This window comes from Pseudomonas sp. GW821-FHT01E10 (assembly GCF_059422365.1).
Window position 1 is genome coordinate 129,146 of record NZ_JBWKWT010000007.1, and the last position, 22,015, is coordinate 151,160.

Consider the following 22,015-nt stretch of genomic DNA (forward strand, 5'->3'; position numbering starts at 1 on the left):
ACGGGGCGCTCAGGCGCCCCGTTCGCCTCCTCTTATGAAACTCGCCCCCGCCCAACTCGGTAAACACCTGCAAGGCGCTCTTGCGCCGGTCTACATCATCAGTGGCGATGACCCACTGCTGTGCCAGGAAGCCGCCGACGCCATTCGCGCCGCTGCTCGCCAACAAGGTTTCGATGAACGCCAGGTCTTCGCCGCCGACGCCAGTTTCGACTGGGGTACGCTGCTGCAGGCTGGTGCAAGCATGTCGCTGTTCGCCGAAAAACGTCTTCTGGAACTGCGCCTGCCCTCCGGCAAACCTGGTGACAAAGGCGCCGCCGCGCTCATCGAGTACTGCTCGCGCCCGGCAGAAGACACGCTACTGCTGATCAGCCTGCCCAAGCTTGATGGCAGTGCGCAGAAAACCAAGTGGGGCAAGGCGCTGGTCGAAGGTCCGCAGACCCAGTTCGTGCAAATCTGGCCCGTGGACACCAACCAGTTGCCGAGCTGGATTCGTCAACGACTGTCCCAGGCCGGGCTTTCCGCCAGCCAGGACGCCGTCGAACTGATCGCCGCTCGGGTCGAAGGCAACTTGCTGGCTGCCGCCCAGGAAATCGAAAAGCTCAAGCTGATGGCCGAAGGTGGTCAGATCACCGTCGAAACCGTGCAAGCGGCGGTGGCCGACAGCGCGCGCTTCGACGTCTTCGGCTTGACCGACGCGATCCTCAACGGCGAAGCTGCTCATGCCCTGCGCATGCTCGAAGGGCTGCGCGGCGAAGGCGTCGAACCGCCGGTGATTCTCTGGGCGCTGGCCCGTGAACTGCGCCTGCTGGCCAACCTGTCGCTGCAATACAGCCAGGGCGTGCCGCTGGACAAAGCCTTCAGCCAGGCCCGACCGCCGGTCTGGGACAAGCGCAAACCACTGATGAGCAAGGCACTGCAACGCTACTCGGCACAACGCTGGGCGCAATTGCTGCTTGAAGCACAGCGCATCGACGCGCAGATCAAAGGCCAGGCGGCGGGTTCACCCTGGATGAGTTTGAGCCGGTTGACGTTGTTGATGGCTGGGCAGAGATTGTCGTTGCCTGCCGAATAACCTGTTTTCCAGCCTGCACCAACCTCTGTGGCGAGGGAGCTTGCTCCCGCTGGGTTGCGAAGCGACCCCGAAACGGTTTTACGACTGCTCCGCAGCCGAACGAGAGCAAGCTCCCTCGCCACAAGCCATCATTTCCTACATATCCCAGGGACTAGACAGAACCCCAACTTCGGCCGATGATTTGTCCCGCAAAATCCACTCACTTGCGAGAGATCATCATGAGTAAAAAGCCATCCAAGCATGGCCCCAACAAGGCCAAATCCATCATCGCCCAGCCACTGTTCCGCAGCCGTCAGGAACGAGCCGGCAAGGGCAAAGGCAGCTACCGCCGCGAAGCCTTCCAGTCTAATAGCTGGGAGGCTTCTTACTTTCTGGCAGCCTGAAAGGCAAGCCATCGCTCAACATGTTAAGGTCTGCACCTGATTCGTATCCTCTGGACCTGTGCATGCCCCTTTGTCTTTCCCGTCGTTGGCACCTTCGCCAATTGATAGCTGCCTCCAGCCTCGTTCTGCTTGTCGCCTGCGCGGAAAAACCCACCGCCGCCGACGCCCAGCCGCTTCAAACCCAAGCCGTTGCCACGGCCCCTGCGGTCGTTCCGCCGGTGGTTCCGACTGGTGAGGATCTCGACATCCAGCCCACCCAGACCTTTGCCGAATGGCAGGCGGGCTTTCGCAAAGACGCCCTCGCCGCCGGCATTCGCGCCGACCTGTTCGACCGTGCCTTTGCCAATGTCAGCTTGGACGCCAGCGTGATCCGTGCCGACCGCAGCCAACCGGAATTTACTCGTCCGGTGTGGGAATACCTCGATGGCGCGCTGTCGCCGCTGCGGGTACGCAAAGGTCAGGCACTGGTCAGCCAGTACGCCGATATCCTGCAAAGCATCGAACAGCGCTATGGCGTCGACCGTCAGGCATTGGTCGCGGTGTGGGGCATGGAGAGTAACTTCGGTCAGTTCCAGGGCAACAAGTCTGTGATCAACTCCCTGGCAACCCTGGCCTATGAAGGTCGACGCCCTGGCTTTGCTCATGCGCAGCTGATCGCTGCCCTGCAGATCCTGCAACAGGGTGATATTGAACCCGAGAAAATGCTCGGCTCCTGGGCGGGCGCCATGGGCCAGACCCAGTTCATCCCGACCACCTACAACACCCACGCCGTAGACTTCGACGGCGATGGCCGCCGTGACATCTGGAACAGCGCCGCTGATGCACTGGCCTCGACCGCGCACTACCTGCAAAGCTCTGGCTGGCAGAAAGGCCAGCCGTGGGGCTTCGAAGTCCAACTGCCGAGCAGCTTCAATTACGTCCTGGCCGATGGCGCGATTCGCAAAAGCGTCGCCGAGTGGCAGCAACTGGGGGTCACCCTGCCCAATGGTGTCCAGGTTCCGGCCGGTTCCGAACACCTGTCGGCCGCCCTGCTCCTGCCGGCAGGCTATCGCGGCCCGGCATTCCTGATCTTCGATAACTTCCGCGCAATCCTCAAGTACAACAACTCGTCGTCCTACGCCTTGGGCGTGAGCCTGTTGTCTGAGCGTTTCAATGGTGGTGGCCTGATCAACGGTCTATGGCCAAAAGATGACTTGCCGCTGAGCCGTACCGAGCGAATCGAGCTGCAAACCCTGCTGAGCGCCCGGAACTATGACGCCGGCACCCCCGACGGCATCATCGGCGCCAATACCCGTAAAGCAATCCGCAGCGCGCAGCAGTCGTTTGGCTGGCCGGCGGATGGGTACCCTACGCACAAGTTGCTCGAAGGTTTGCGTAACCGCTAAAAGCAAAAGATCGCAGCCTTCGACAGCTCCTACAGGGTTTTGTGTACACCTGCAGGAACTGCCGAAGGCTGCGATCTTTTTTTGCGATGTGTTGTTACTTGATCACCACATCCTGCTCCAACACCAACGTCTTGCTCCCCGCATCCAGCCTGACCAGTGCCCCCATCGGCAACGTCAGGTTCGGATCGCAATGCCCGCTGCGCCACCCCGCCAGCACGGGTATGCGCAACGACGCGAAGGTCTGCTTGAGCAAGCCCTCCAGCGCGATGGTGTCCACGCCCGCCACATCCCCCACCAGAACCCCGCGCAACTTGTGCAGCGTGCCGGCCAGACGCAAGTGGGTCAGCAGCCGATCAATGCGATAAAGCGGCTCGTTGATGTCTTCGATGAACAGGATGGCGCCCTCGGCGTCGATCTCGTAAGGCGTGCCCATGGTCGCGGCGATCATCGACAGATTGCCCCCCAGCAAACGCCCGTGAGCAATGCCTGGCGAGACGGTCGTCAACGGGTAGGCCACAGGGTGCGCCAGCACGCTGTCCGCCGTCACTTGCCCGCGCAACATGTTGAAAAACGAGGACTCGGTGGGTTTCTGCTTGTCACCCAGCAGGTCAGCATTGAGCATCGGGCCGTGAAACGTCACGAAACCCGCATAACGGCTGATTGCCAGATGCAGTGCAGTGATATCGCTATAGCCGATGAACGGTTTGGCATTGTTGCGCAGTAACTCGAAATCGATCCGATCGAGCAAACGCGGCGTACCGTAACCGCCACGCAAACAGATGATGGCGTCGACCTCGCTGTCGGTAAATGCCGCGTGCAAGTCATTGAGCCGCACATCGTCGCTGCCGGCCAGGTAGCCGTCTTTCTCGTAAACGCCGGGGAACACTCGCAGCGAATAGCCGCGAGCGCGCATCCAGGCAATCGCTTTATCGGTGTCCAGGGCAGCGGGGCCGGCAGGCGCAATGACGCCGATCAGCCCTGCAGGCGGCAAGGCCGGAACAGGGACGTGAGGACAAAGGGTGTGGGTCGGTCGAGCAGTCATCCATGATTCTCCCTGTGTGAATGCTTCAGCACACAGTAGTCAGGAACGGGAATAAACAAAAGAGGGTCAGTCGCACCACGGCTTGCAGGAAAAGCCTGCAGAGGATGTGGGCACCACCAATGAAAACGCCCGCAAGGACTAACCTTGCGGGCGTGCTCTTTTCTCAGCGCGGAATCAGGACGACATCAATTCGGCCTTGACCAGCTTCGCCTGCTCGTCGGCGTGGTACGAGGAGCGTACCAGCGGGCCGGAAGCGACGTTCTTGAAGCCCATCTTGTAGCCTTCCTCGGCAAACCAGGCGAAGGTGTCCGGGTGCACGAAGCGCTGGACCGGCAAGTGGCTGCGGGACGGTTGCAGGTACTGGCCCAGGGTCAGCATGTCGATGTCGTGTTCGCGCATGCGTTTCATGACTTCGATGACTTCTTCGTCGGTTTCGCCCAGACCCAGCATCAGGCCGGACTTGGTCGGAATGTGCGGCATCATCTGCTTGAAGCGTTGCAGCAGGGTCAGCGACCACTGGTAATCCGACCCCGGACGCGCAGCCTTGTACAGGCGCGGCACGGTTTCCAGGTTGTGGTTGAACACATCTGGCGGCTCGGCGGCGGTGATTTCCAGTGCGACGTCCATGCGGCCACGGTAGTCCGGGACCAGGGTTTCGAGCTGTACGTTCGGCGACAGTTTGCGGATTTCGCGGATGCAGTCGGCAAAGTGCTGGGCACCACCGTCACGCAGGTCGTCACGGTCTACCGAGGTGATGACCACGTATTTCAGTTTCAGGTCGGCGATGGCAATGGCCAGGCTTTCCGGCTCGTTCACGTCCAGTGGCTTCGGACGACCATGGCCAACGTCGCAGAACGGGCAACGACGGGTGCAGATATCGCCCATGATCATGAAGGTCGCGGTGCCGCCGGAGAAGCACTCGCCCAGGTTCGGGCAGGATGCTTCTTCGCAAACGCTGTGCAGCTTGTGTTTGCGCAGCAAGGCCTTGATGCGGTCGACTTCCGGGGAAACCGGGATGCGCACGCGAATCCAGTCAGGTTTCTTCGGCAGTTCGGTGGTCGGGATGATCTTCACCGGGATGCGTGCAACCTTCTCGGCGCCGCGCAGCTTGACGCCGGCTTCAACCTTGGCACGCGGGGCCGGACGCTCGGTGACATCGAGCGTCGGGATCATGGTTTGCACTGCATCAGTAGTCATATCAATCGATTCCGCCCGTTAGGGTCGTCTGCTCAGCATAGTCGAGGTGTTTGACGAGCTGCGCGCGCAGCCGGGCACTTACCTCGGCAAATTCAATCGGTCCTGCGTGATCGCGCAGCTGGGTCATCGCCAGCCCGGCATAGCCGCAGGGATTAATCCGTCGAAACGGTTCCAGGTTCATATCCACGTTCAGGGCCAGGCCATGAAAGGAACAACCGTGGCGGATCCGCAGACCCAAGGACGCGATTTTCGCGCCATCGACATAGACACCCGGTGCATCCGGCTTGGCGGATGCGGTCACGCCGTAACTGGCCAGCAACTCGATCAGGCACTGCTCCATGCGGCTGACCAGGTCACGCACGCCGAACCCCAGCTTGCGCACATCCAGCAACAGGTAGGCCACCAACTGGCCCGGACCGTGGTAGGTCACCTGCCCACCGCGGTCGACCTGCACCACCGGAATATCGCCTGGCAGCAACAGGTGTTCAGCCTTGCCGGCCTGGCCCTGGGTGAACACCGGCGGGTGCTCGACCAGCCAGATCTCGTCGGCGGCATCGCTGCCGCGTTCGTTGGTGAAGCGTTGCATGGCATGCCAGACCGGCTCGTAAGCCATCTGGCCAAGTTCGCGAAAGCCCAGCGTGCCAGGCATCACAGCACCATGTGCACGAAGCCGGTAGCCCGCAGTTCGCTGTTGATGTTGTACAGCTGGTCCTGGTCGGTGGCGACGATGTGCAACTGAATCGTGGTGTACTTGCCGTTGGTGCTTTGGCGCTCATCAACGCGGTCATGGTTGATCGTCGCGTGTTTCTTGACGATCTCGATGATCTTGTCTTTGTTGCCCACACCCGTATCGCTGATCACCTTAACCGGGTAATCAACGTTGGGGAATTCGATCTTAGGCGCCTTTACTTCGGTATCGGTCATGGCGTAACGGCCTCGTAAGCGTAAGCCGTGGCGACAGCAAGGCCCCACGCCGGATCAGCGTGGGGCCATGCAGGTGCACACTATCAGTTGAACAAGCCGTAGAAGAATAGACGGATGCTATCCCACATGCGGCGGAAGATACCACCCTCGTCGACTGCGTCCAGAGCGATCAGGTCGGCGCTGTGCACCACTTTGTCGTCCAGTTTCACTTCGACTTTACCGATCACGTCGCCCTTGGCGATGGGTGCAACCAGTTGCGGGTTCATGGTCATGCTGGCAGCAAGCTTCTTCAGCTGGCCTTTTGGCAAGGTCATGGTCAGGTCTTCAGCCAGGCCGGCCTTGACTTGATTGGTGGTGCCTTTCCAGACAGGTGCCTGAGCCAGCTCGGCGCCTTTCTGATAGAAGGTCTGGGTTTCGAAGAAGCGGAAACCGTAAGTCAGCAACTTCTGGGTTTCGGCAGCACGAGCCACTTCGCTGTTGGTGCCGAACACCACGGCGATCAGACGCATGCCATCACGTACGGCCGAAGACACCATGCAGTAGCCGGCTTCGTCGGTGTGACCGGTTTTCAGACCGTCGACAGTCTTGTCGCGCCACAGCAGCAGGTTGCGGTTAGGCTGCTTGATACCGTTCCAGAAGAACTCTTTCTGCGAGTAGATCGCGTAGTGAGCCGGGTCTTCGTGGATGATCGCGCGAGCCAGCACGGCCATGTCGTGAGCCGACGAGTAGTGCTCCGGGTTCGGCAGACCGGTCGGGTTCATGAAGTGGGTGTTGGTCATGCCCAGATCAGCAACGGTTTTGTTCATCAGGTCGGCGAATGCGTCTTCGCTGCCGGCGATGTGCTCGGAGAGCGCAACACTGGCGTCGTTGCCCGATTGAATGATGATGCCGTGCAGCAGGTCGCTGACGGTAACTTGCGAGCCGACCTTGATGAACATCCGCGAACCACCGGTACGCCAGGCGTTCTCGCTGACGGTCACCGGATCGTTTTCGCCGATCTGGCCACGACGGATTTCCAGGGTCGCGATATACGCGGTCATCAGCTTGGTCAGGCTGGCCGGCGGCAGACGCTGGTCACCGTTGTTCTCTACCAGCACGTTGCCGCTGCTGGCGTCCATGAGTACGTAGGCTTTGGCGGCCAATTGCGGTGGCGACGGCATCATCTCGACCGCGAAAGCCGCGGGAGAGAGAAGCAGCGGGACTAGCAGGCACAGGCGTTTGGCAAAGGTGGTGATGTTCATCCGTCTCTCGAAATCGCTAATGGAAACTGCCCTAGGGCAAAACTAATCAGACAACTTTTCAAAAAGCTGTCACGTGTTCAGTTGCTCACTCTGTAACCCTTGCCGGGCTTTTGTTCTTCAACGAGCCAACAACCCGGTTCGCCCCCCAAAACTGCAAGCGAACCGTCAATCAAGTACTACGTGTTACTCGGCGCTGACCAGGCTCGGTGAACCGAGATTGGCCAGCCGCACGCTGTTCTGCACCTGCTGGATTTCACCCGCAGAGCCGATCGGCCCCATGCGCACCCGATGCAGAGTCTGCTGGTTACGCACGATCGAGCTGATGAACACCGGAGCGCTCACCATCCCGCTGAGCTTCGATCTCAGGAGCTCTGCAGCGTCCGGGTTGGCGAACGCGCCCACCTGCAGATACTGGCCAGAGGCTGGTACAGAAGCGTTTTTTTTTGCATCGATCTGCACGGGCACAACGGCCGCGGCGTGTTGCTGCGGCGGTGGCGTCCATTGCTCGACGGTGCCAGTGGAAGCGGTCATGGTCGGCGCGGCATTTTGCGCCACTTGCGGCTCGTTGAGCATCAACGGCGCCGGACGACCTCTCTGCGCCCACCATTCCTGCGGGTCGATGCCTTCGACCTTGACCCGCGCCGTGCCGATTTCAGCGTAGCCAAGCTTCTTGGCGGCCGCGTAGGACAAGTCGATGATCCGGTCTGAATAGAACGGCCCACGGTCATTGACCCGCAGAATCACCGTCTTGTTGTTGTCCAGGTTGGTCACCCGAACGTAACTTGGCAGTGGCAAGGTCTTGTGGGCGGCGCTCATGCCATACAGGTCATACACCTCGCCGTTGGCGGTGTTCTGGCCGTGGAACTTGGTGCCATACCAGGACGCCGTGCCCGACGCGACGTAGGTCTTGGATTCCTGCAGCGGGAAGTAGGTCTTGCCCAGCACGGTGTACGGGTTGGCTTTATAAGGACCGCTGTGCAGGGTCGGCGTGGCATCCGGGATGCGCGATACGTCGACGTCCCACCAGGGTGCGCCATCCTTGTGCGCCCGGTTGATGTCCAGGCCGGGGGCCGAACGAACGGCGGTGGAAGACTTCTGAGTCGGTGAGCGGCTGGTCGAACAACTGGCGACCAGCACCGCCAACGCGGCGAATGCCATGAGCTTCAGGGGTTTATTCATAGGCAATGCCCGCATTACTTGACGCCCCGTGCTTGGACCAGCTGTTCAGACAGTTGATGTACGGCCATGGCGTACATCACGCTGCGGTTATAACGCGTGATCGCGTAAAAATTCGTCAGGCCCATCCAGTATTCAGGGCCATTGTCACCTTCCAGGCGGAAAGCCGTGACCGGCATATCATCGCGCAGCGCATCATGACTCGACCAGCCCAGCGCCCGCAACTCCCCGACGGTTTTCGTCGGTTCGATGCCGTCGGTCAGCCCCTCGTCCACCTGATCGCCGCGCACATCGGCACGGCTGACCACAGGTTCGCCGGCGACCCAGCCGTGTTGCTTGAAATAACTGGCGACGCTGCCGATGGCATCATCGGGGTTGTTCCAGATATTAATGTGGCCGTCACCGTCGAAATCCACCGCATAGGCGCGAAAGCTGCTCGGCATGAATTGCGGCAAGCCCATGGCTCCGGCATAGGAGCCTTTGAGGGTCAACGGGTCGACCTGCTCTTCACGGGCCAGCAGCAGGAATTCACGCAACTCCTTGCGGAAGAAATCAGCACGGGGAGGATAGTCGAAACCCAGGGTCGACAAGGCGTCGATCACCCGATAATTGCCAGTATTGCGACCAAAAAAGGTTTCGACGCCGATGATCGAGACGATCACCTGCGCCGGCACACCGTATTCCTGCTCGGCGCGAGCCAGCACCGCCTCGTGCTGACGCCAGAAGTCCACGCCACGGGCGATGCGCGCGTCGGTGATGAACATCGGGCGATATTCTTTCCACTGCTTGACGCGTTCGGCGGGTTTGGAGATCGCGTCCAGAATCGACTGTTTGCGCTCGGCTTCGCGGAACACGCCCATCAGCTGTTCACCGGCAAAGCCGTAGTCACGGGTCATTTCACCAACGAACTCGGCCACCTGGGGTGAGCCTTCGTAATCGCCGGCCAATGCTTCCTGCACGGAACCAAGGATGCTCACCAGGCCGACCCACGGTGCGTATCGAGTCGCCCAGCCACGCATTACTTGCATTGAAATCTTCACCTTATTCAAACCTGCGCGATCCACTTGCGATGGGTATGGATCGACATCAAAACCCCAAACGCTGACAGTAGCGTCACCAGCGAAGTTCCTCCGTAGCTAATGAACGGCAACGGCACCCCCACCACCGGCAACAGGCCACTGACCATACCGATGTTGACGAAAACGTAAACAAAAAACGTCATGGTCAGGCTGCCCGCAAGCAATTTGCCAAACAGTGTCTGGGCCTGGGCGGTAATCACCAGCCCGCGACCGATCAACAGCAGGTAAATCAGCAACAGCGCGCAGATACCGACCAGGCCGAACTCTTCGCCCAGGACCGCAATAATGAAGTCGGTGTGGCTTTCTGGCAGGAAGTCCAGGTGCGACTGGGTACCGAGCAACCAGCCCTTGCCGAACACGCCACCGGAACCGATGGCCGCTTTCGACTGAATGATGTTCCAGCCCGTGCCCAGCGGATCACTCTCGGGGTCGAGGAAGGTCAGGATTCGCTGCTTTTGATAGTCGTGCATGATGAAGAACCACATCGCCACGGCCACCGGCACGGCGGCGGCGATCACGCTGAGGATCCAGCGCCAGCGCAGGCCACCCATGAACAGCACGAATGCGCCACCGGCGAGGATCAGCAACGAAGTGCCGAGGTCGGGCTGACGCACGATCAGAATGAACGGGACACCGATCAGCACCAGACTGATCCCCACGTGCTTGAGCTGGGGTGGCAAGGAACGCTTGGCCAAATACCAGGCGATGGTCGCCGGCATCAGGATCTTCATGAATTCCGAGGGCTGGAAGCGGATCACCCCGGGGATATTGATCCAGCGGGTGGCCCCCATGGCGTTATGGCCCATGACGTCCACCACCACCAGCAAGATCACGCCGACCACATAGCCGAGCGGCACCCAGCGGGCCATGAAGCGCGGTTCGAACTGGGCGATGACGATCATCGATATCAGGCCGATGCCGAAGGAAGTGGCTTGCTTGGCCAGCAGATCCCAGCTCTTGCCGCTGGCCGAATACAGCACGAACAGGCTGCCGGCGGCGAGGGTCAGCAGCAGGATCAGCAGCGGGCCGTCGATGTGCAGGCGTTGCAACAGCGTCGCACGGCGACGCATCACATCCTCGCTGGAGAGCATGCGATCGAAATTATTCTTCACGGGCCGTAGCCTCCGCACTGATAGGGCTGGCGTATTCGGCTTTCAGTCGTCCGTCCTGGTCGAGGAGCCAGGCGTCCATCACTTGACGCACCACCGGCGCGGCGACGCCGGAGCCGGACTCGCCGTTCTCGACCATCACCGACACCACGATTTGCGGGTTGTCGGCCGGCGCGAAGCCGACGAACAAGGCGTGGTCGCGGTGGCGCTCCTGCACCTTGGAGCGGTCGTACTTCTCGCCCTGCTTGATCGCAACCACCTGGGCCGTACCACTTTTGCCGGCGATCCGGTATTGCGCGCCGATCGATGCCTTGCGCGCCGTACCCCGGGCACCGTGCATTACCTGCTGCATGCCGTGATTGACCTTGGTCCAGTCCGACGGGTCGCGCAGGATAATGTCCGGCATCGGATGTTCATCCTTCGGCTTCTCGCCCTCGATGGTCTTGGCCAGGTGCGGACGATTCCAGACACCCTTGTTGGCCACCAGTGCCGTGGCCTGCGCCAGTTGCAACGGAGTGGACTGCATGTAGCCCTGACCGATCCCCAGAATCAGCGTCTCGCCCGGGAACCAGGCCTGACGACGGGTCACGCGCTTCCATTCCCGTGTCGGCATCAGCCCCGGCGACTCTTCGAACATATCCAGGGAGACCTTCTGGCCAATGCCGAATTTGCTCAGGTAGGACGACAACCGATCAATCCCCAGCTTGTGCGCCAGGTCATAGAAGTAGGTGTCGTTGGAACGCATGATCGCCGTGTCGAGATCGACGAAGCCGTCGCCGGTACGGTTCCAGTTGCGGTACTTGTGATCGTAGTTGGGCAGCATGTAGTAACCCGGGTCGAACACCCGGGTCGACGCCGTGACCACGCCCGCATCCAGGCCGGCAATCGCCACCGCTGGCTTGATGGTCGAACCGGGCGGGTACAGACCGCGCAGCACGCGGTTGAACAGTGGCCGGTCGATGGAGTCACGCAGCTCGGAGTAGGCCTTGAAACTGATGCCGGTGACGAACAGGTTCGGATCGAAACTCGGCTGGCTGACCATCGCCAGCACCTCACCGGTTTTCGGGTCCAGCGCTACCACCGCGCCACGGCGACCGCCAAGCGCGGCTTCGGCAGCTTCCTGCAATTTGATGTCCAGGCTCAGGACGATGTCCTTGCCGGAAATCGGTTCGGTACGTTTGAGTACCCGCAGTACACGGCCACGGGCGTTGGTCTCGACTTCTTCGTAACCGACCTGACCGTGCAATTCGGGCTCGTAGAAGCGCTCGATGCCGGTTTTGCCAATTTGATGGGTGCCGCTGTAACTCACCGGGTCCAGAGACTTGAGCTCTTTCTCGTTGATCCGCCCCATATATCCCACCGAGTGCGCAAAGTGCGCGCCCTGCGGATAGTGACGAACCAGCTGCGCGACCACTTCCACACCGGGTAGACGGAACTGGTTCACCGCGATGCGGGCGATCTGCTCTTCGGTCAACTCGAACAGGATCGGCACCGGCTCGAACGGCCGACGCCCCTGACGCATACGCTTCTCGAAGATCACCCGGTCCTCGGGCGTCAGCTCCAGCACTTCGACGATCACGTCGAGCACTTGCTGCCAATCGCCGGAGCGTTCACGGGTCATGCTCAGGCTGAAGCTGGGCCGGTTGTCGGCCACCACCACGCCATTGCGGTCGTAGATCAGCCCGCGAGTCGGCGGAATCGGCTGCACATGGACGCGGTTGTTTTCCGACAGGGTCGAGTGGTACTCGTACTGGATCACCTGAAGGAAATACAGCCGCGCGATCAGCACGCCGATCAGCGTCACCACCGCAATAGCCCCGAACACGACGCGGCCACGCACCAGACGGGCGTCTTTTTCGTGGTCCTTGATGCGGATCGGCTGGGACATGAGGGCAGAACTACTTGTGGTAAGGGTGGCCGGACAGCACTGTCCAGGCACGATACAGCTGTTCACCGATCAGAATCCGCACCAACGGGTGCGGCAACGTCAACGGCGACAACGACCAGCGTTGATCCGCCCGGGCACAGACTTCCGGCGCCAGCCCCTCGGGGCCGCCGACCATGAAATTCACCGTGCGCGAGTCCAGCCGCCAGCGATCGAGTTCGACCGCCAGTTGCTCGGTGCTCCAGGGCTTGCCGTGGACTTCGAGGGTGACAACGCGCTCGTTCGGCCCGACCTTGGCCAGCATGGCTTCGCCTTCCTGACGGATAAAGCGCGCCACGTCGGCGTTCTTGCCGCGGGTGTTGAGCGGAATTTCCACCAGTTCCAGCGCCAGCTCGGAAGGAAGACGCTTGGCATATTCATGCCAGCCTTCTTCCACCCACTTGGGCATGCGTGAACCGACGGCGATCAGTCGCAGTCGCACAGCGTTCCCTTATTGCTGGTCTTTGTTGAGCTTGGTGAAATGCTCATGGGTGTTCTCAGGGCTGTGGTGTGCAGCGCTGGCAGAACGGCTTTGCTCGGCACCGGCCCACAGGCGTTCCAGGTCATAGAACTGGCGCGCCGAGGCGGTCATCATGTGCACGATGACGTCGTCCATATCCAGCAGCACCCAGTCGCTGTCGCCCTTGCCTTCTTCACCCAGCGGCTTGACGCCTTGGGCTTTGACGGCTTCGCGGACCTTGTCCAGCATCGCGCCGATCTGGCGGTTGGACGTACCGGTGGCGATGATCATGTAGTCAGTGATGCTCTGCTTTTCACGAACGTCGATCACCTGGATGTCCTGGGCCTTGACGTCTTCCAGGGCCGCTACGGCAACCTTGACCAGCTCTTCGCCGGCCAGTGGCGCGCCAGTTGGTGCTTCTACTGGCAGCGGTGCGCTCTTGAATGTGCCCTTGCGCTTTACTTTGTTTACGTCTTTGTCAGTCATATAAAACTCGTTTTGCTCGTATGTTCGGGCGCTTCGATACACGCATTCACGTGCCTTGAAGCGCGCCCTTTTTCAGTTCGACGCACGGTAAAGTCCGTGCGCATCGATGTAGGCCAGGACCGCGTCGGGCACCAGGAAACGTACCGACTTACCGCTGGCCAGCAGTTGACGGATCTGGGTGGCGGATACCGCGAGCGGTGTCTGCCAGACGAATGCAATCTGTCCGCTCGGCCCTTTGAGGGCCAGCGGGTCGCTCACCGAACGTGCTGCCAGCAGGTTGCGCAAGGCATCCGGCGGTTCGCTGTCGGCATCCGGGCGTTGCAGCACCAGGATGTGGCAATGCTGGAGCAACTCTTCCCAGCGGTGCCAAGTGGGCAGGCCGCAAAATGCGTCCCAGCCCAAAAGTAGAAAAACCTGGTCTGAAGCGGCAAGTTCGGCGCGCATCAGTTCCAGGGTGTCGATGGTGTAGGACGGCTTGTCCCGCTGCAATTCGCGGGCATCCACCACCAACGGTGCCACACCGGCCACCGCGCACTTGACCATCGCCAGACGGTCCTTCGCCGATACCTGCGGCTTGTCCCGATGGGGCGGCCTGGCACTGGGTGTCAGACGCAACTCATCGAGAGCCAGCGATTCGGCGACTTCCAGCGCACCGCGCAAATGGCCGATGTGCACCGGGTCGAAGGTCCCGCCCAGTACGCCAATGCGTCGAGGCCGGGGCTCGCTGGCGGTCACTGGGGCTGACGGGTCGAGGTCGCCCAAGTCAGAGCGACTCCTGGCCGCGCAGCTGACCGTCACCGACCACGATGTACTTCTCGCAGGTCAGACCTTCGAGGCCCACCGGGCCGCGGGCGTGCAGCTTATCAGTAGAAATGCCAATCTCGGCACCCAATCCGTATTCGAAGCCATCGGCGAAGCAGGTCGGGGTGTTGATCATCACCGAGGACGAATCGACTTCAGCCACGAAACGCCGGGTGTCAGCCAGGTTTTCGCTGACGATCGAGTCGGTGTGATGGGAGCCGTACTGGTTGATGTGCTCGATGGCCTGGTCCAGCCCGTCGACCACGCGGATCGAGAGGATCGGCGCCAGGTATTCGGTAGTCCAGTCTTCTTCAGTGGCCGCGACGGCCTCGATGATCGCCCGGGTGCGCTCACAACCGCGCAGCTCGACGCCTTTTTCGCGGAACTGGGCAGTCATCGCCGGCAGAAACTCTTTGGCGACGGCCTGATCGACCAACAGGGTTTCCATCGCGCCGCAGATGCCGTAACGGTAAGTCTTGGCGTTGAATGCGATGCGCTGGGCTTTCGGCAGATCGGCGTGGGCACTGACGTAGACGTGACAGATGCCGTCCAGGTGCTTGATGACGGGCACGCGGGCATCGCGGCTGACCCGTTCGATCAGGCCACGGCCGCCGCGGGGCACGATGACGTCGACGTATTCGGGCATGGTGATCAGCGCGCCGACGGCGGCACGGTCGGTGGTTTCGACCACTTGCACCACCGCGGCCGGCAGATCGGCCTCGGCCAGGCCGCGCTGGATGCAGGCGGCAATGGCGCGGTTGGAGTGAATCGCTTCGGAGCCGCCACGCAGGATGGTCGCGTTGCCGGACTTCAGGCACAGGCTGGCAGCATCGATGGTCACGTTAGGCCGGGATTCGTAGATGATCCCGATCACGCCCAACGGCACGCGCATCTTGCCGACCTGAATGCCCGACGGCCGGTAACTCATGTCGCGGATCGCGCCGACCGGGTCCGGCAAGGCCGCGACCTGACGCAAACCGACGATCATGCCGTCGATGCGCGCCGGGGTCAGCGCCAGGCGTTCCAGCAGGGCCGGCTCAAGACCATTGGTGCGGCCAGCGGCCAAATCCAGTTCATTGGCTGCGGTCAGCTCGGCGCGCGCAGCATCCAGCGCATTGGCGGCCGCCTGCAAGGCGCGGTTTTTCTGCGCGGTGCTGGCACGGCCGATCACGCGGGAAGCTTCGCGGGCGGCGCGACCCAAACGGGTCATGTAGTCAAGAACGGACTCAGTCATGGTCTGTAATGGTCTTTGCTAGGCTTGGTAAAGAATAAAGCGGCAGATTATAGCTGTCGCGCCCCCCGACTAACAGCGGTGACGGGCGGATGGTCGAAATGGAGGGCAATTTGCCGACGTTCAGCCGTGATTAAGTTGCATATTGTTATCATCACGACTCAATCAGCCCTGATAAACGCTGTTCATCATGACTAACCTGACTGTTCGTGCGTCCGAAACGCGCCCGCCCAAGGCTCTGCCGGATGCATTTTTCGACCGCGACGCCCAAACGCTGGCCCGGGATCTGCTGGGCAAAATCATCCGCCACCGGGTCGACGACCTGTGGCTCAGCGCCCGGATTATCGAGACCGAAGCCTATTACTGCGAAGAAAAGGGTAGCCACGCCTCCCTGGGCTACACAGAAAAGCGTAAGGCTTTGTTTCTGGATGGCGGCCACATCTATATGTATTACGCCCGCGGCGGCGATTCCCTGAACTTCAGTGCCCAAGGTCCGGGCAATGCGGTGCTGATCAAATCCGCCTATCCATGGGTCGATGAACTGAGCGGGCCAGCCAGCCTGGCGCAGATGCTGCTGAACAATCCCGACGCCCAGGGCCGCCCTCGCCCCTCACAAAAGCTGTGCGCCGGGCAGACGTTGCTGTGCAAGGCGCTGGGGCTGAAGGTGCCGGTCTGGGACGCCAAGCGTTTTGACCATGAAGTGCTGCTGGTGGAAGACATCGGGCCTGCGCCCGGCCATATCATCCAGACCACACGCCTGGGCATCCCCCAGGGGCGCGACGAACATTTAATGTACCGTTTCGTCGATGCGGCTTACGCGCCGTACTGCACTCGCAATCCGATGCGTCGGGGTCAGGTCGAAGGGCGTGATTATTTTTTGCTGACTTGAAACGTGCCCGGGCAAACGGGAATCCCAGTGGGAGCGGTCGTTCAGCATTTGGGAGATTCATCCCTTTGGGGCCAAGTGAACATTCGATGGAGTTGTTTTTATGGGCCCATGGCTCGATAGCGTGATCGGTTGGCTGACGGTCAATCCGCAGTGGCTGGCCATGGCAGTGTTCGTAGTGGCGTGTGTGGAGTGCCTGGCGATTGCCGGGCTGATCGTACCCGGTACGGTGTTGTTGTTTGCCGCGGCAGTACTGGCCGGCAGTGGCGCACTGTCGCTGGGTGAAACATTGCTGCTGGGTTTCCTCGGCGGCGTGCTGGGCGACATCGTTTCGTATTTCCTGGGACGACATTTCCACCAGAACATCCGGCGCCTGCCGGGGTTGCGCCATCATCCGGAATGGATCGCCGGGGCCGAAGCGTATTTTCAGCGTTATGGCATCGCCAGCCTGTTAGTCGGACGCTTTATCGGCCCGTTGCGACCAATGCTGCCGATGGTCGCAGGTATGTTCGATATGCCCTTCCCCCGCTTCGCCGCCGTCAGCCTGTTGGCCGCCGCGGGCTGGAGCGTTGCCTATCTGCTGCCCGGCTGGGCCACCGGCGCGGCGATTCGCTTGCCATTGCCCGAAGGGTTCTGGCCCGAGGCCGGGATCGTTGCCGGCAGCATCGCCGTCATGGTGGGCTTGAGCATTACCAGCAGCATGCGCCGCCATCGCAAGGCGACGATGCTGATCACCGGCATGAGTTTTCTAATTCTGGCGGGACTGTTCATCGGCTATCCGCACCTGACCGCCCTCGACCAAGGGTTGATGACCCTGGTGCAGGAACACCGCAGCCCGATGCTCGATGAAGTAGCCGTGGTGTTCACGCTGATTGGCGAGTTCCGCAACATGTTTATGATCAGCGCCCTGTTGACGGCCCTGCTGTTGCTGACGCGACAATGGCGGCACGCGATCTTCGCCGGCAGCACGTTGCTTTTCACCGCGCTGGGCAACACGGCAACCAAGCACTTTTTCGCCCGCATTCGCCCGGAAGTGCTGAGCGATCCACTGACCAGCTACAGCATGCCCAGCGGCCACGCCTCGGGCTCGTTCGCGCTGTTTCTGACGCTAGCGGTGCTGGCTGGCCGCGGACAACCGCCGCGAATGCGCCTGACCTGGTTGTTGCTGGGTTGTTTGCCGGCGCTGGCGATTGCCCTGTCGCGGGTTTACCTGGGGGCGCACTGGCCTACCGATGTACTGGCCGGCGCGATGCTGGCGGCATGCGTGTGTGCGGCGAGCCTGTGGCTGACGCAACGCCAGGTGCCGCTCAACGCCATGCCACCCAAGGTCTGGTGGCTGGTGTTGCCGTCGTTGCTGGCGTTGTTCGGCTTCTTTGTGTTGCGGCATTTGCCGCAAGCTTTGTTGCGGTATGCATATTGAGGATTGAAAGATCGCACCTGTAGCGGCTGCGATCTTTCAGTGGACATCAGGCAAACAACTCACCCTGCAGTTCATCCAGCAACGCCTGAATCGCATCCAGCCGTTGCTGCGGATCATCGAGTTGCAGCAAGTCGATCTTGTCCACCTCGGAAAACGGCAACAGATACGCCAACTGATTGGCCAGCGACTGTTGCCCCGTCGCTTCGGTGCCCATGCTCAGTGCTTCGACCATCGGGTGTTCCGCCAAGGCCTTGAGCAGCGCGACCAGGTCGGCATCTTCATCCTGTAGCGGTTGCTCAGGTTCATCTTTGAGCCACTCGACTTCGGCGACGATCAACTGGTCGCGCTGCACCTCGGTGCGCACCACGTGAAAACGCCGCCCGCCCTTTACCCGAATGCCCAGCAGGCCGTTGTCCTGCTGATGGAAATCGGTGATCCGCGCCTCGCACCCCACCCGCGCGTAGCCTTCAGGAGCGATGCCGACTTCTTCGCCCTCGAGAATACACACTACGCCGAAGCCGCTGCCCTGTTTCATGCAACGGCCGATCATGTCCAGGTAGCGTGCTTCGAAAATCTGCAAGTCGAGGATGCAGTCCGGAAACAGCACCGTGTTCAGCGGAAAAAGCGGCAGACTCATAGACATTTCCTTACACCACCATCGACACCGCCAACGGCAGGAATACCGCCGTGGCCACGCCCATCAGACTCATCGCCAGCGCCGCGAAGGCGCCGCACTCCTCACTTTCCTGCATGGCCACCGCCGTGCCGACCGCATGGGCGGTCATGCCCAGAGCCATACCGCGGGCCTCCGGGCTGTGGACACCGAGACGAGTCAAAAGACTCGGCCCGAAGATCGCTCCGATCACCCCGGTAATCAACACGAACACCGCCGCCAGCGCCGCGACGCCACCAATCTGCTCCGCCACCAGCATGGCAATCGGCGAGGTCACCGACTTGGGGGCCATGGTCATCAGGATCATGTGTTCGGCGCCGAACCACCAACCCAGCAGCACTCCCATGCCCGTGGCGACCACGCCACCTATCACCAGCGTAGTAAATATCGGCCAGAACAACTGTCGAATCCGCCGCAGGTTGAGGTACAGCGGCACCGCCAGCGCAACGGTGGCCGGCCCGAGCAAGATACTGAGGATCTCGGTGCTCTTGCGGTACTCAACGTAACTCAGGCCGCAACTGACCAGCACGCCGATGACCAGCAGCATGGAGACCAGCACCGGTTGCAGAAAAATCCAGCGGGTTTTCTCGAACGCCGCCAGCACCAATTGATACGCGCCCAGCGTAATGCCGATGCCGAACAGCGGATGATGAATCACCGACGCCCAGGCGCCGTGCCAATCGAACATCATTGGCTGTCCTCGGAATGGGAGTGACGCTTGACCAGGCGCTGCATCAGCACCCCGGCGAAGGCCATCGACAGCACCAACGACAACACCAGCGCACCGGTGATCGCCCAGAAATCCGCGGCAATGTCAGTGGCGTAGACCATCACGCCCACGGCCGGCGGCACCAGCAGCAACGGCAAATAACGCAACAGGCTGCTGGCCGCAAGGTTCAGCGGTTCGCCGACTTGACCGCGGCTGATCAGATACCCCAGCAGCAACAGCAGGCCAATGATCGGCCCCGGCAGCACCGGCAAAAACAGATGATTGAGGGCTGTGCCGAGCAATTGAAACAGCACCAGCCAGGTCAGGCCACGTAACAACATCCATCCTCTCCCGCGCTCTCCCCCACCAAGAAGGGGCCCGACATTATAAGCACGCTATGAGTCGGCATTCGCCAAAAGCATGGTCAGTTGACCGGAGCAATTTGTCATGTTGATCTAAAGTGGTTCGCAGGGAGGTCAAGTCCCCCACTCGAAAAACTATAAATCCGATGAACCCAAGGAGAGTCTCAATGCCCTATGTTCCAGTTGCAGAGCTCAAAGATTATGTCGGCAAGGAACTCGGACGTTCCCAATGGCTCACCATCGACCAGGAACGCATCAACCTGTTCGCAGAAGCCACAGGCGATTATCAGTTCATCCATGTCGACCCGGTCAAAGCCGCGCAAACGCCTTTTGGCAGCACCATCGCCCATGGTTTCCTGTCGTTGTCGCTGATCCCCAAACTGATGGAAGACATCCTCATCCTGCCCGAAGGCGCGAAGATGGTGGTCAACTATGGCCTGGACAGCGTGCGTTTCATCCAGCCTGTGAAGGTTAATTCCAGGGTTCGACTCAAGGTCGACATGAACGACGTCACCGAGAAGAAACCCGGCCAATGGCTGCTCAAGGCCACCGCTACGCTTGAAATCGAAGGATCGGACAAACCGGCCTATATCGCCGAGCCATTGTCCCTCTGCTTCGTCTGACACATGCCTGATTGCGAAGCAGCTCATGCTGTTTCGCGCTGTGTCTGTGCCGTGTCTCTATAAATGCGACACATAGCTGCGGCATACTCCGTCGCCTAATTGCCCGGATCCCGCTATGCGCTCACTTGCACTCCTTGCCCTGACCCTGATGCTCACCGCTTGCGGCGATGGCGAATCGCTGTTGCCCCCCGACGCCCGCCTGCCGGATGGCGGACGCTATCGTGGTGATCTGGTCAACGGCCTGCTGCAAGGCGAGGGTCGCATCGATTACCCGAACGGCAGCTGGTATGCCGGTCACTTCGACAAAGGCCAATGGCATGGCCAGGGCGAATGGCACGGCAGCAACGGCGAGGTCTATCGCGGGCAGTTCCAGCAGGGGCTGTTCGACGGCCAGGGCACGCTGACCACCACCGGCAGCAGCTACACCGGCGGTTTCAAGGCCGGTCGACGGGACGGTGAAGGCACCCTCAAAGAAAACGCCATGACCTATCGCGGCGAATTCAAGGCCGACCAATATTCAGGGCTCGGTCGTCTGGAACTCGAAGACGGCAGCCAGTACCAGGGTCAGTTCGCCCACGGCAAACCCAACGGCGAAGGCCAGCGCAGCGATGCCAGCGGCAATCAGTTCACCGGGCACTTCGTCGATGGCCAACTGGAAGGCAACGGTACTTTCAACAGCGCCGATGGCGATATCTACGTCGGTGGGTTCAAGAACAATCAATTGCATGGCAAGGGCCGCTACGAAAACGCCGATGGCGATGTCTGGATCGGTCAGTTCAAGGAAGGCGTGCTGAACGGCAAGGGCGAGTTGATCGGCGCCGATGGCAGTCATTACATCGGTCAGTTCAGCGACTGGCGTTTTACCGGTCAGGGCCGCTTGAACCTGGCCGATGGCAGTTTCTATATCGGTCAGTTCGACGGCGACAACTATCAGGGCAAAGGCACGTTGGTGCTGACCGATGGCACAGTGCTGAGCGGCACCTGGATCAACAGCCAGCGCGTGCGCGACGCCGACGGCAAGCTGCTGCCCGACACCCTGGAACTCGGCTTGCTGGCCCAGGGCCGCTTGCTCGACGAAGCACTGGCCAACGTGCCGGCCTCGACTCCGGCGGTCGAACTGTACACCTTGACCCTGGGCGGTGACGGCAAGCAGAGCGTGTTCCTGCGCGAATCCGACTACGTCGCCAACATGCTCGCCAGCCGTTTCGGCGCTTTCGGCCAGATTCGCCTGGTCAACCATCGCGACCACCTCGGCGACCGGCCGATGGCCACCCGGGAAAACCTGCGCCGCGCCGCCCAGACCCTGGCCGAGCGCAGTGGTCCGGAGGACTTGCTGTTCATTTACCTGACCAGCCATGGCTCCAGTGAACACGAGCTGGTACTCGACCAGCCACGCATGGAGCTGGCCGACCTGCCGGCCGACGAACTCGCCGCCGTCCTCGCGCCCCTGAAGAAGCGCGACAAGATTATCGTGATTTCGTCCTGTTATTCCGGCGGCTTCATCCCTGCCCTCAAGGATGAACACACCCTGATCATGACCGCCTCGCGCGCCGACCGGGTGTCCTTCGGGTGCTCGGAAGAAGCCAACTTCACCTATTTCGGCGACGCACTGTTCGCCCAGGCGCTGAACCAGACCGACGATCTGGAGCAAGCCTTCAAACGGGCCAGCGCCACCGTGGCCGAGCGTGAGCTGGCCGACAGCTTCGAAGCTTCCGAACCACAGATCTGGGCGCCGAAAGCCGTGCTCGCCCATTGGCAATTGTTACGCAAGCAGCAGGCACGAAAGGCATTGCAAAGTGTCTCTATCAGCAAGGATGAAAAGAGCAACTAAG

Annotated in this window: 23 protein-coding genes; 7 read left to right on the forward strand and 16 right to left on the reverse strand. The window is 61.0% G+C overall.

Annotated elements, in window-relative coordinates; all coding sequences use genetic code 11:
- Window positions 1-34: 34 nt before the first annotated feature.
- The 3 genes from holA to AC07V0_RS15150 all read left to right on the forward strand — a co-directional run bounded on the left by holA (window position 35) and on the right by AC07V0_RS15150 (window position 2,840).
- The gene (holA, locus tag AC07V0_RS15140) at window positions 35-1,072 is read left to right on the forward strand and encodes a DNA polymerase III subunit delta (RefSeq protein WP_007937416.1); all 1,038 of its coding nucleotides are present in this window, start codon (window positions 35-37) and stop codon (window positions 1,070-1,072) included.
- A 218-nt stretch (window positions 1,073-1,290) separates the two neighbouring features.
- Window positions 1,291-1,455 carry an alternative ribosome rescue factor ArfA gene (arfA, locus tag AC07V0_RS15145; RefSeq protein ID WP_003176285.1) on the forward strand — a complete coding sequence of 55 codons (165 nt, stop codon included), beginning with the start codon at window positions 1,291-1,293 and terminating at the stop codon, window positions 1,453-1,455.
- 62 nt (window positions 1,456-1,517) lie between these two features.
- Window positions 1,518-2,840 carry a lytic murein transglycosylase gene (locus AC07V0_RS15150; protein ID WP_019650890.1) on the forward strand — a complete coding sequence of 441 codons (1,323 nt, stop codon included), beginning with the start codon at window positions 1,518-1,520 and terminating at the stop codon, window positions 2,838-2,840.
- A 94-nt stretch (window positions 2,841-2,934) separates the two neighbouring features.
- On the opposite strand, the gene AC07V0_RS15155 is transcribed toward AC07V0_RS15150, so the two are convergent.
- The 13 genes from AC07V0_RS15155 to AC07V0_RS15215 all read right to left on the reverse strand — a co-directional run bounded on the left by AC07V0_RS15155 (window position 2,935) and on the right by AC07V0_RS15215 (window position 15,513).
- Complete coding sequence (locus AC07V0_RS15155; protein WP_018925758.1) at window positions 2,935-3,882, reverse strand: S66 peptidase family protein; 948 nt, start codon at window positions 3,880-3,882, stop codon at window positions 2,935-2,937.
- A 174-nt stretch (window positions 3,883-4,056) separates the two neighbouring features.
- Window positions 4,057-5,079 (reverse strand): lipoyl synthase, encoded by a 1,023-nt coding sequence (gene lipA / locus AC07V0_RS15160; protein WP_007946663.1) that lies wholly within the window; start codon window positions 5,077-5,079, stop codon window positions 4,057-4,059.
- Between the two features lies 1 nt (window position 5,080).
- The gene (gene lipB, locus AC07V0_RS15165; RefSeq protein ID WP_007937425.1) at window positions 5,081-5,728 is read right to left on the reverse strand and encodes a lipoyl(octanoyl) transferase LipB; all 648 of its coding nucleotides are present in this window, start codon (window positions 5,726-5,728) and stop codon (window positions 5,081-5,083) included.
- Entirely contained in the window at window positions 5,728-6,003 is a 276-nt protein-coding gene (locus tag AC07V0_RS15170; RefSeq protein WP_003215438.1) for a DUF493 domain-containing protein, read from the reverse strand. Before AC07V0_RS15170 ends, lipB begins: the two co-directional genes overlap by 1 nt.
- Window positions 6,004-6,086: 83 nt before the next feature.
- Window positions 6,087-7,244 carry a D-alanyl-D-alanine carboxypeptidase family protein gene (locus AC07V0_RS15175; protein WP_018925757.1) on the reverse strand — a complete coding sequence of 386 codons (1,158 nt, stop codon included), beginning with the start codon at window positions 7,242-7,244 and terminating at the stop codon, window positions 6,087-6,089.
- A 183-nt stretch (window positions 7,245-7,427) separates the two neighbouring features.
- Window positions 7,428-8,438, reverse strand: a complete 1,011-nt coding sequence (locus AC07V0_RS15180) for a septal ring lytic transglycosylase RlpA family protein (RefSeq protein WP_064620605.1) — start codon at window positions 8,436-8,438, stop codon at window positions 7,428-7,430.
- Entirely contained in the window at window positions 8,438-9,448 is a 1,011-nt protein-coding gene (gene mltB, locus AC07V0_RS15185) for a lytic murein transglycosylase B (RefSeq protein WP_086945938.1), read from the reverse strand. The genes AC07V0_RS15180 and mltB overlap by 1 nt, the downstream gene beginning before the upstream one ends.
- A 17-nt stretch (window positions 9,449-9,465) precedes the next feature.
- The gene (gene rodA / locus AC07V0_RS15190; protein WP_019650887.1) at window positions 9,466-10,569 is read right to left on the reverse strand and encodes a rod shape-determining protein RodA; all 1,104 of its coding nucleotides are present in this window, start codon (window positions 10,567-10,569) and stop codon (window positions 9,466-9,468) included.
- A gap of 31 nt (window positions 10,570-10,600) precedes the next feature.
- A complete protein-coding gene (gene mrdA / locus AC07V0_RS15195; protein WP_086945939.1) occupies window positions 10,601-12,496 on the reverse strand; it encodes a penicillin-binding protein 2 in 1,896 nt (631 codons plus the stop codon).
- A gap of 10 nt (window positions 12,497-12,506) precedes the next feature.
- Window positions 12,507-12,974, reverse strand: a complete 468-nt coding sequence (gene rlmH / locus AC07V0_RS15200; RefSeq protein WP_007937439.1) for a 23S rRNA (pseudouridine(1915)-N(3))-methyltransferase RlmH — start codon at window positions 12,972-12,974, stop codon at window positions 12,507-12,509.
- A 9-nt stretch (window positions 12,975-12,983) separates the two neighbouring features.
- Complete coding sequence (rsfS, locus tag AC07V0_RS15205; protein WP_019581345.1) at window positions 12,984-13,478, reverse strand: ribosome silencing factor; 495 nt, start codon at window positions 13,476-13,478, stop codon at window positions 12,984-12,986.
- A gap of 72 nt (window positions 13,479-13,550) precedes the next feature.
- Window positions 13,551-14,240, reverse strand: a complete 690-nt coding sequence (gene nadD / locus AC07V0_RS15210) for a nicotinate-nucleotide adenylyltransferase (protein WP_018925751.1) — start codon at window positions 14,238-14,240, stop codon at window positions 13,551-13,553.
- 1 nt (window position 14,241) lies between these two features.
- Window positions 14,242-15,513 (reverse strand): glutamate-5-semialdehyde dehydrogenase, encoded by a 1,272-nt coding sequence (locus tag AC07V0_RS15215; RefSeq protein ID WP_086945940.1) that lies wholly within the window; start codon window positions 15,511-15,513, stop codon window positions 14,242-14,244.
- Between the two features lie 187 nt (window positions 15,514-15,700).
- On the opposite strand from AC07V0_RS15215, the gene AC07V0_RS15220 reads away from it, so the two are divergent.
- Both AC07V0_RS15220 and AC07V0_RS15225 read left to right on the forward strand, forming a co-directional pair.
- Window positions 15,701-16,399, forward strand: a complete 699-nt coding sequence (locus AC07V0_RS15220) for a DNA-3-methyladenine glycosylase (protein WP_064620614.1) — start codon at window positions 15,701-15,703, stop codon at window positions 16,397-16,399.
- Between the two features lie 100 nt (window positions 16,400-16,499).
- Window positions 16,500-17,816 carry a bifunctional DedA family/phosphatase PAP2 family protein gene (locus tag AC07V0_RS15225; protein WP_086945941.1) on the forward strand — a complete coding sequence of 439 codons (1,317 nt, stop codon included), beginning with the start codon at window positions 16,500-16,502 and terminating at the stop codon, window positions 17,814-17,816.
- Between the two features lie 46 nt (window positions 17,817-17,862).
- Here the strand turns inward: AC07V0_RS15225 and AC07V0_RS15230 are convergent, their stop codons facing one another.
- The 3 genes from AC07V0_RS15230 to AC07V0_RS15240 are packed head-to-tail and all read right to left on the reverse strand — an operon-like array spanning window position 17,863 to window position 19,539.
- Window positions 17,863-18,453 (reverse strand): LON peptidase substrate-binding domain-containing protein, encoded by a 591-nt coding sequence (locus AC07V0_RS15230; protein ID WP_086945942.1) that lies wholly within the window; start codon window positions 18,451-18,453, stop codon window positions 17,863-17,865.
- Between the two features lie 10 nt (window positions 18,454-18,463).
- Complete coding sequence (locus tag AC07V0_RS15235) at window positions 18,464-19,180, reverse strand: LrgB family protein (RefSeq protein WP_018925746.1); 717 nt, start codon at window positions 19,178-19,180, stop codon at window positions 18,464-18,466.
- On the reverse strand, window positions 19,177-19,539 hold the full coding sequence (locus AC07V0_RS15240; protein ID WP_018925745.1) for a CidA/LrgA family protein: 363 nt from the start codon (window positions 19,537-19,539) through the stop codon (window positions 19,177-19,179). The genes AC07V0_RS15235 and AC07V0_RS15240 overlap by 4 nt, the downstream gene beginning before the upstream one ends.
- A gap of 188 nt (window positions 19,540-19,727) precedes the next feature.
- On the opposite strand from AC07V0_RS15240, the gene AC07V0_RS15245 reads away from it, so the two are divergent.
- Both AC07V0_RS15245 and AC07V0_RS15250 read left to right on the forward strand, forming a co-directional pair.
- Entirely contained in the window at window positions 19,728-20,183 is a 456-nt protein-coding gene (locus AC07V0_RS15245; RefSeq protein WP_007937463.1) for a MaoC family dehydratase, read from the forward strand.
- A gap of 115 nt (window positions 20,184-20,298) precedes the next feature.
- The gene (locus AC07V0_RS15250) at window positions 20,299-22,014 is read left to right on the forward strand and encodes a C13 family peptidase (protein ID WP_018925743.1); all 1,716 of its coding nucleotides are present in this window, start codon (window positions 20,299-20,301) and stop codon (window positions 22,012-22,014) included.
- Window position 22,015 lies beyond the last annotated feature (1 nt).

Bases quoted from the DNA above. Each gene is read 5' to 3' on its own strand.
- holA (WP_007937416.1), top strand. From the start codon at position 35: ATGAAACTCGCCCCCGCCCAACTCGGTAAACACCTGCAAGGCGCTCTT.
- arfA (WP_003176285.1), top strand. From the start codon at position 1,291: ATGAGTAAAAAGCCATCCAAGCATGGCCCCAACAAGGCCAAATCCATC.
- AC07V0_RS15150 (WP_019650890.1), top strand. From the start codon at position 1,518: ATGCCCCTTTGTCTTTCCCGTCGTTGGCACCTTCGCCAATTGATAGCT.
- AC07V0_RS15155 (WP_018925758.1), bottom strand. From the start codon at position 3,882: ATGACTGCTCGACCGACCCACACCCTTTGTCCTCACGTCCCTGTTCCG.
- lipA (WP_007946663.1), bottom strand. From the start codon at position 5,079: ATGACTACTGATGCAGTGCAAACCATGATCCCGACGCTCGATGTCACC.
- lipB (WP_007937425.1), bottom strand. From the start codon at position 5,728: ATGCCTGGCACGCTGGGCTTTCGCGAACTTGGCCAGATGGCTTACGAG.
- AC07V0_RS15170 (WP_003215438.1), bottom strand. From the start codon at position 6,003: ATGACCGATACCGAAGTAAAGGCGCCTAAGATCGAATTCCCCAACGTT.
- AC07V0_RS15175 (WP_018925757.1), bottom strand. From the start codon at position 7,244: ATGAACATCACCACCTTTGCCAAACGCCTGTGCCTGCTAGTCCCGCTG.
- AC07V0_RS15180 (WP_064620605.1), bottom strand. From the start codon at position 8,438: ATGCGGGCATTGCCTATGAATAAACCCCTGAAGCTCATGGCATTCGCC.
- mltB (WP_086945938.1), bottom strand. From the start codon at position 9,448: ATGCAAGTAATGCGTGGCTGGGCGACTCGATACGCACCGTGGGTCGGC.
- rodA (WP_019650887.1), bottom strand. From the start codon at position 10,569: ATGCGTCGCCGTGCGACGCTGTTGCAACGCCTGCACATCGACGGCCCG.
- mrdA (WP_086945939.1), bottom strand. From the start codon at position 12,496: ATGTCCCAGCCGATCCGCATCAAGGACCACGAAAAAGACGCCCGTCTG.
- rsfS (WP_019581345.1), bottom strand. From the start codon at position 13,478: ATGACTGACAAAGACGTAAACAAAGTAAAGCGCAAGGGCACATTCAAG.
- AC07V0_RS15215 (WP_086945940.1), bottom strand. From the start codon at position 15,513: ATGACTGAGTCCGTTCTTGACTACATGACCCGTTTGGGTCGCGCCGCC.
- AC07V0_RS15220 (WP_064620614.1), top strand. From the start codon at position 15,701: ATGACTAACCTGACTGTTCGTGCGTCCGAAACGCGCCCGCCCAAGGCT.
- AC07V0_RS15225 (WP_086945941.1), top strand. From the start codon at position 16,500: ATGGGCCCATGGCTCGATAGCGTGATCGGTTGGCTGACGGTCAATCCG.
- AC07V0_RS15230 (WP_086945942.1), bottom strand. From the start codon at position 18,453: ATGAGTCTGCCGCTTTTTCCGCTGAACACGGTGCTGTTTCCGGACTGC.
- AC07V0_RS15235 (WP_018925746.1), bottom strand. From the start codon at position 19,180: ATGATGTTCGATTGGCACGGCGCCTGGGCGTCGGTGATTCATCATCCG.
- AC07V0_RS15240 (WP_018925745.1), bottom strand. From the start codon at position 19,539: ATGTTGTTACGTGGCCTGACCTGGCTGGTGCTGTTTCAATTGCTCGGC.
- AC07V0_RS15245 (WP_007937463.1), top strand. From the start codon at position 19,728: ATGCCCTATGTTCCAGTTGCAGAGCTCAAAGATTATGTCGGCAAGGAA.
- AC07V0_RS15250 (WP_018925743.1), top strand. From the start codon at position 20,299: ATGCGCTCACTTGCACTCCTTGCCCTGACCCTGATGCTCACCGCTTGC.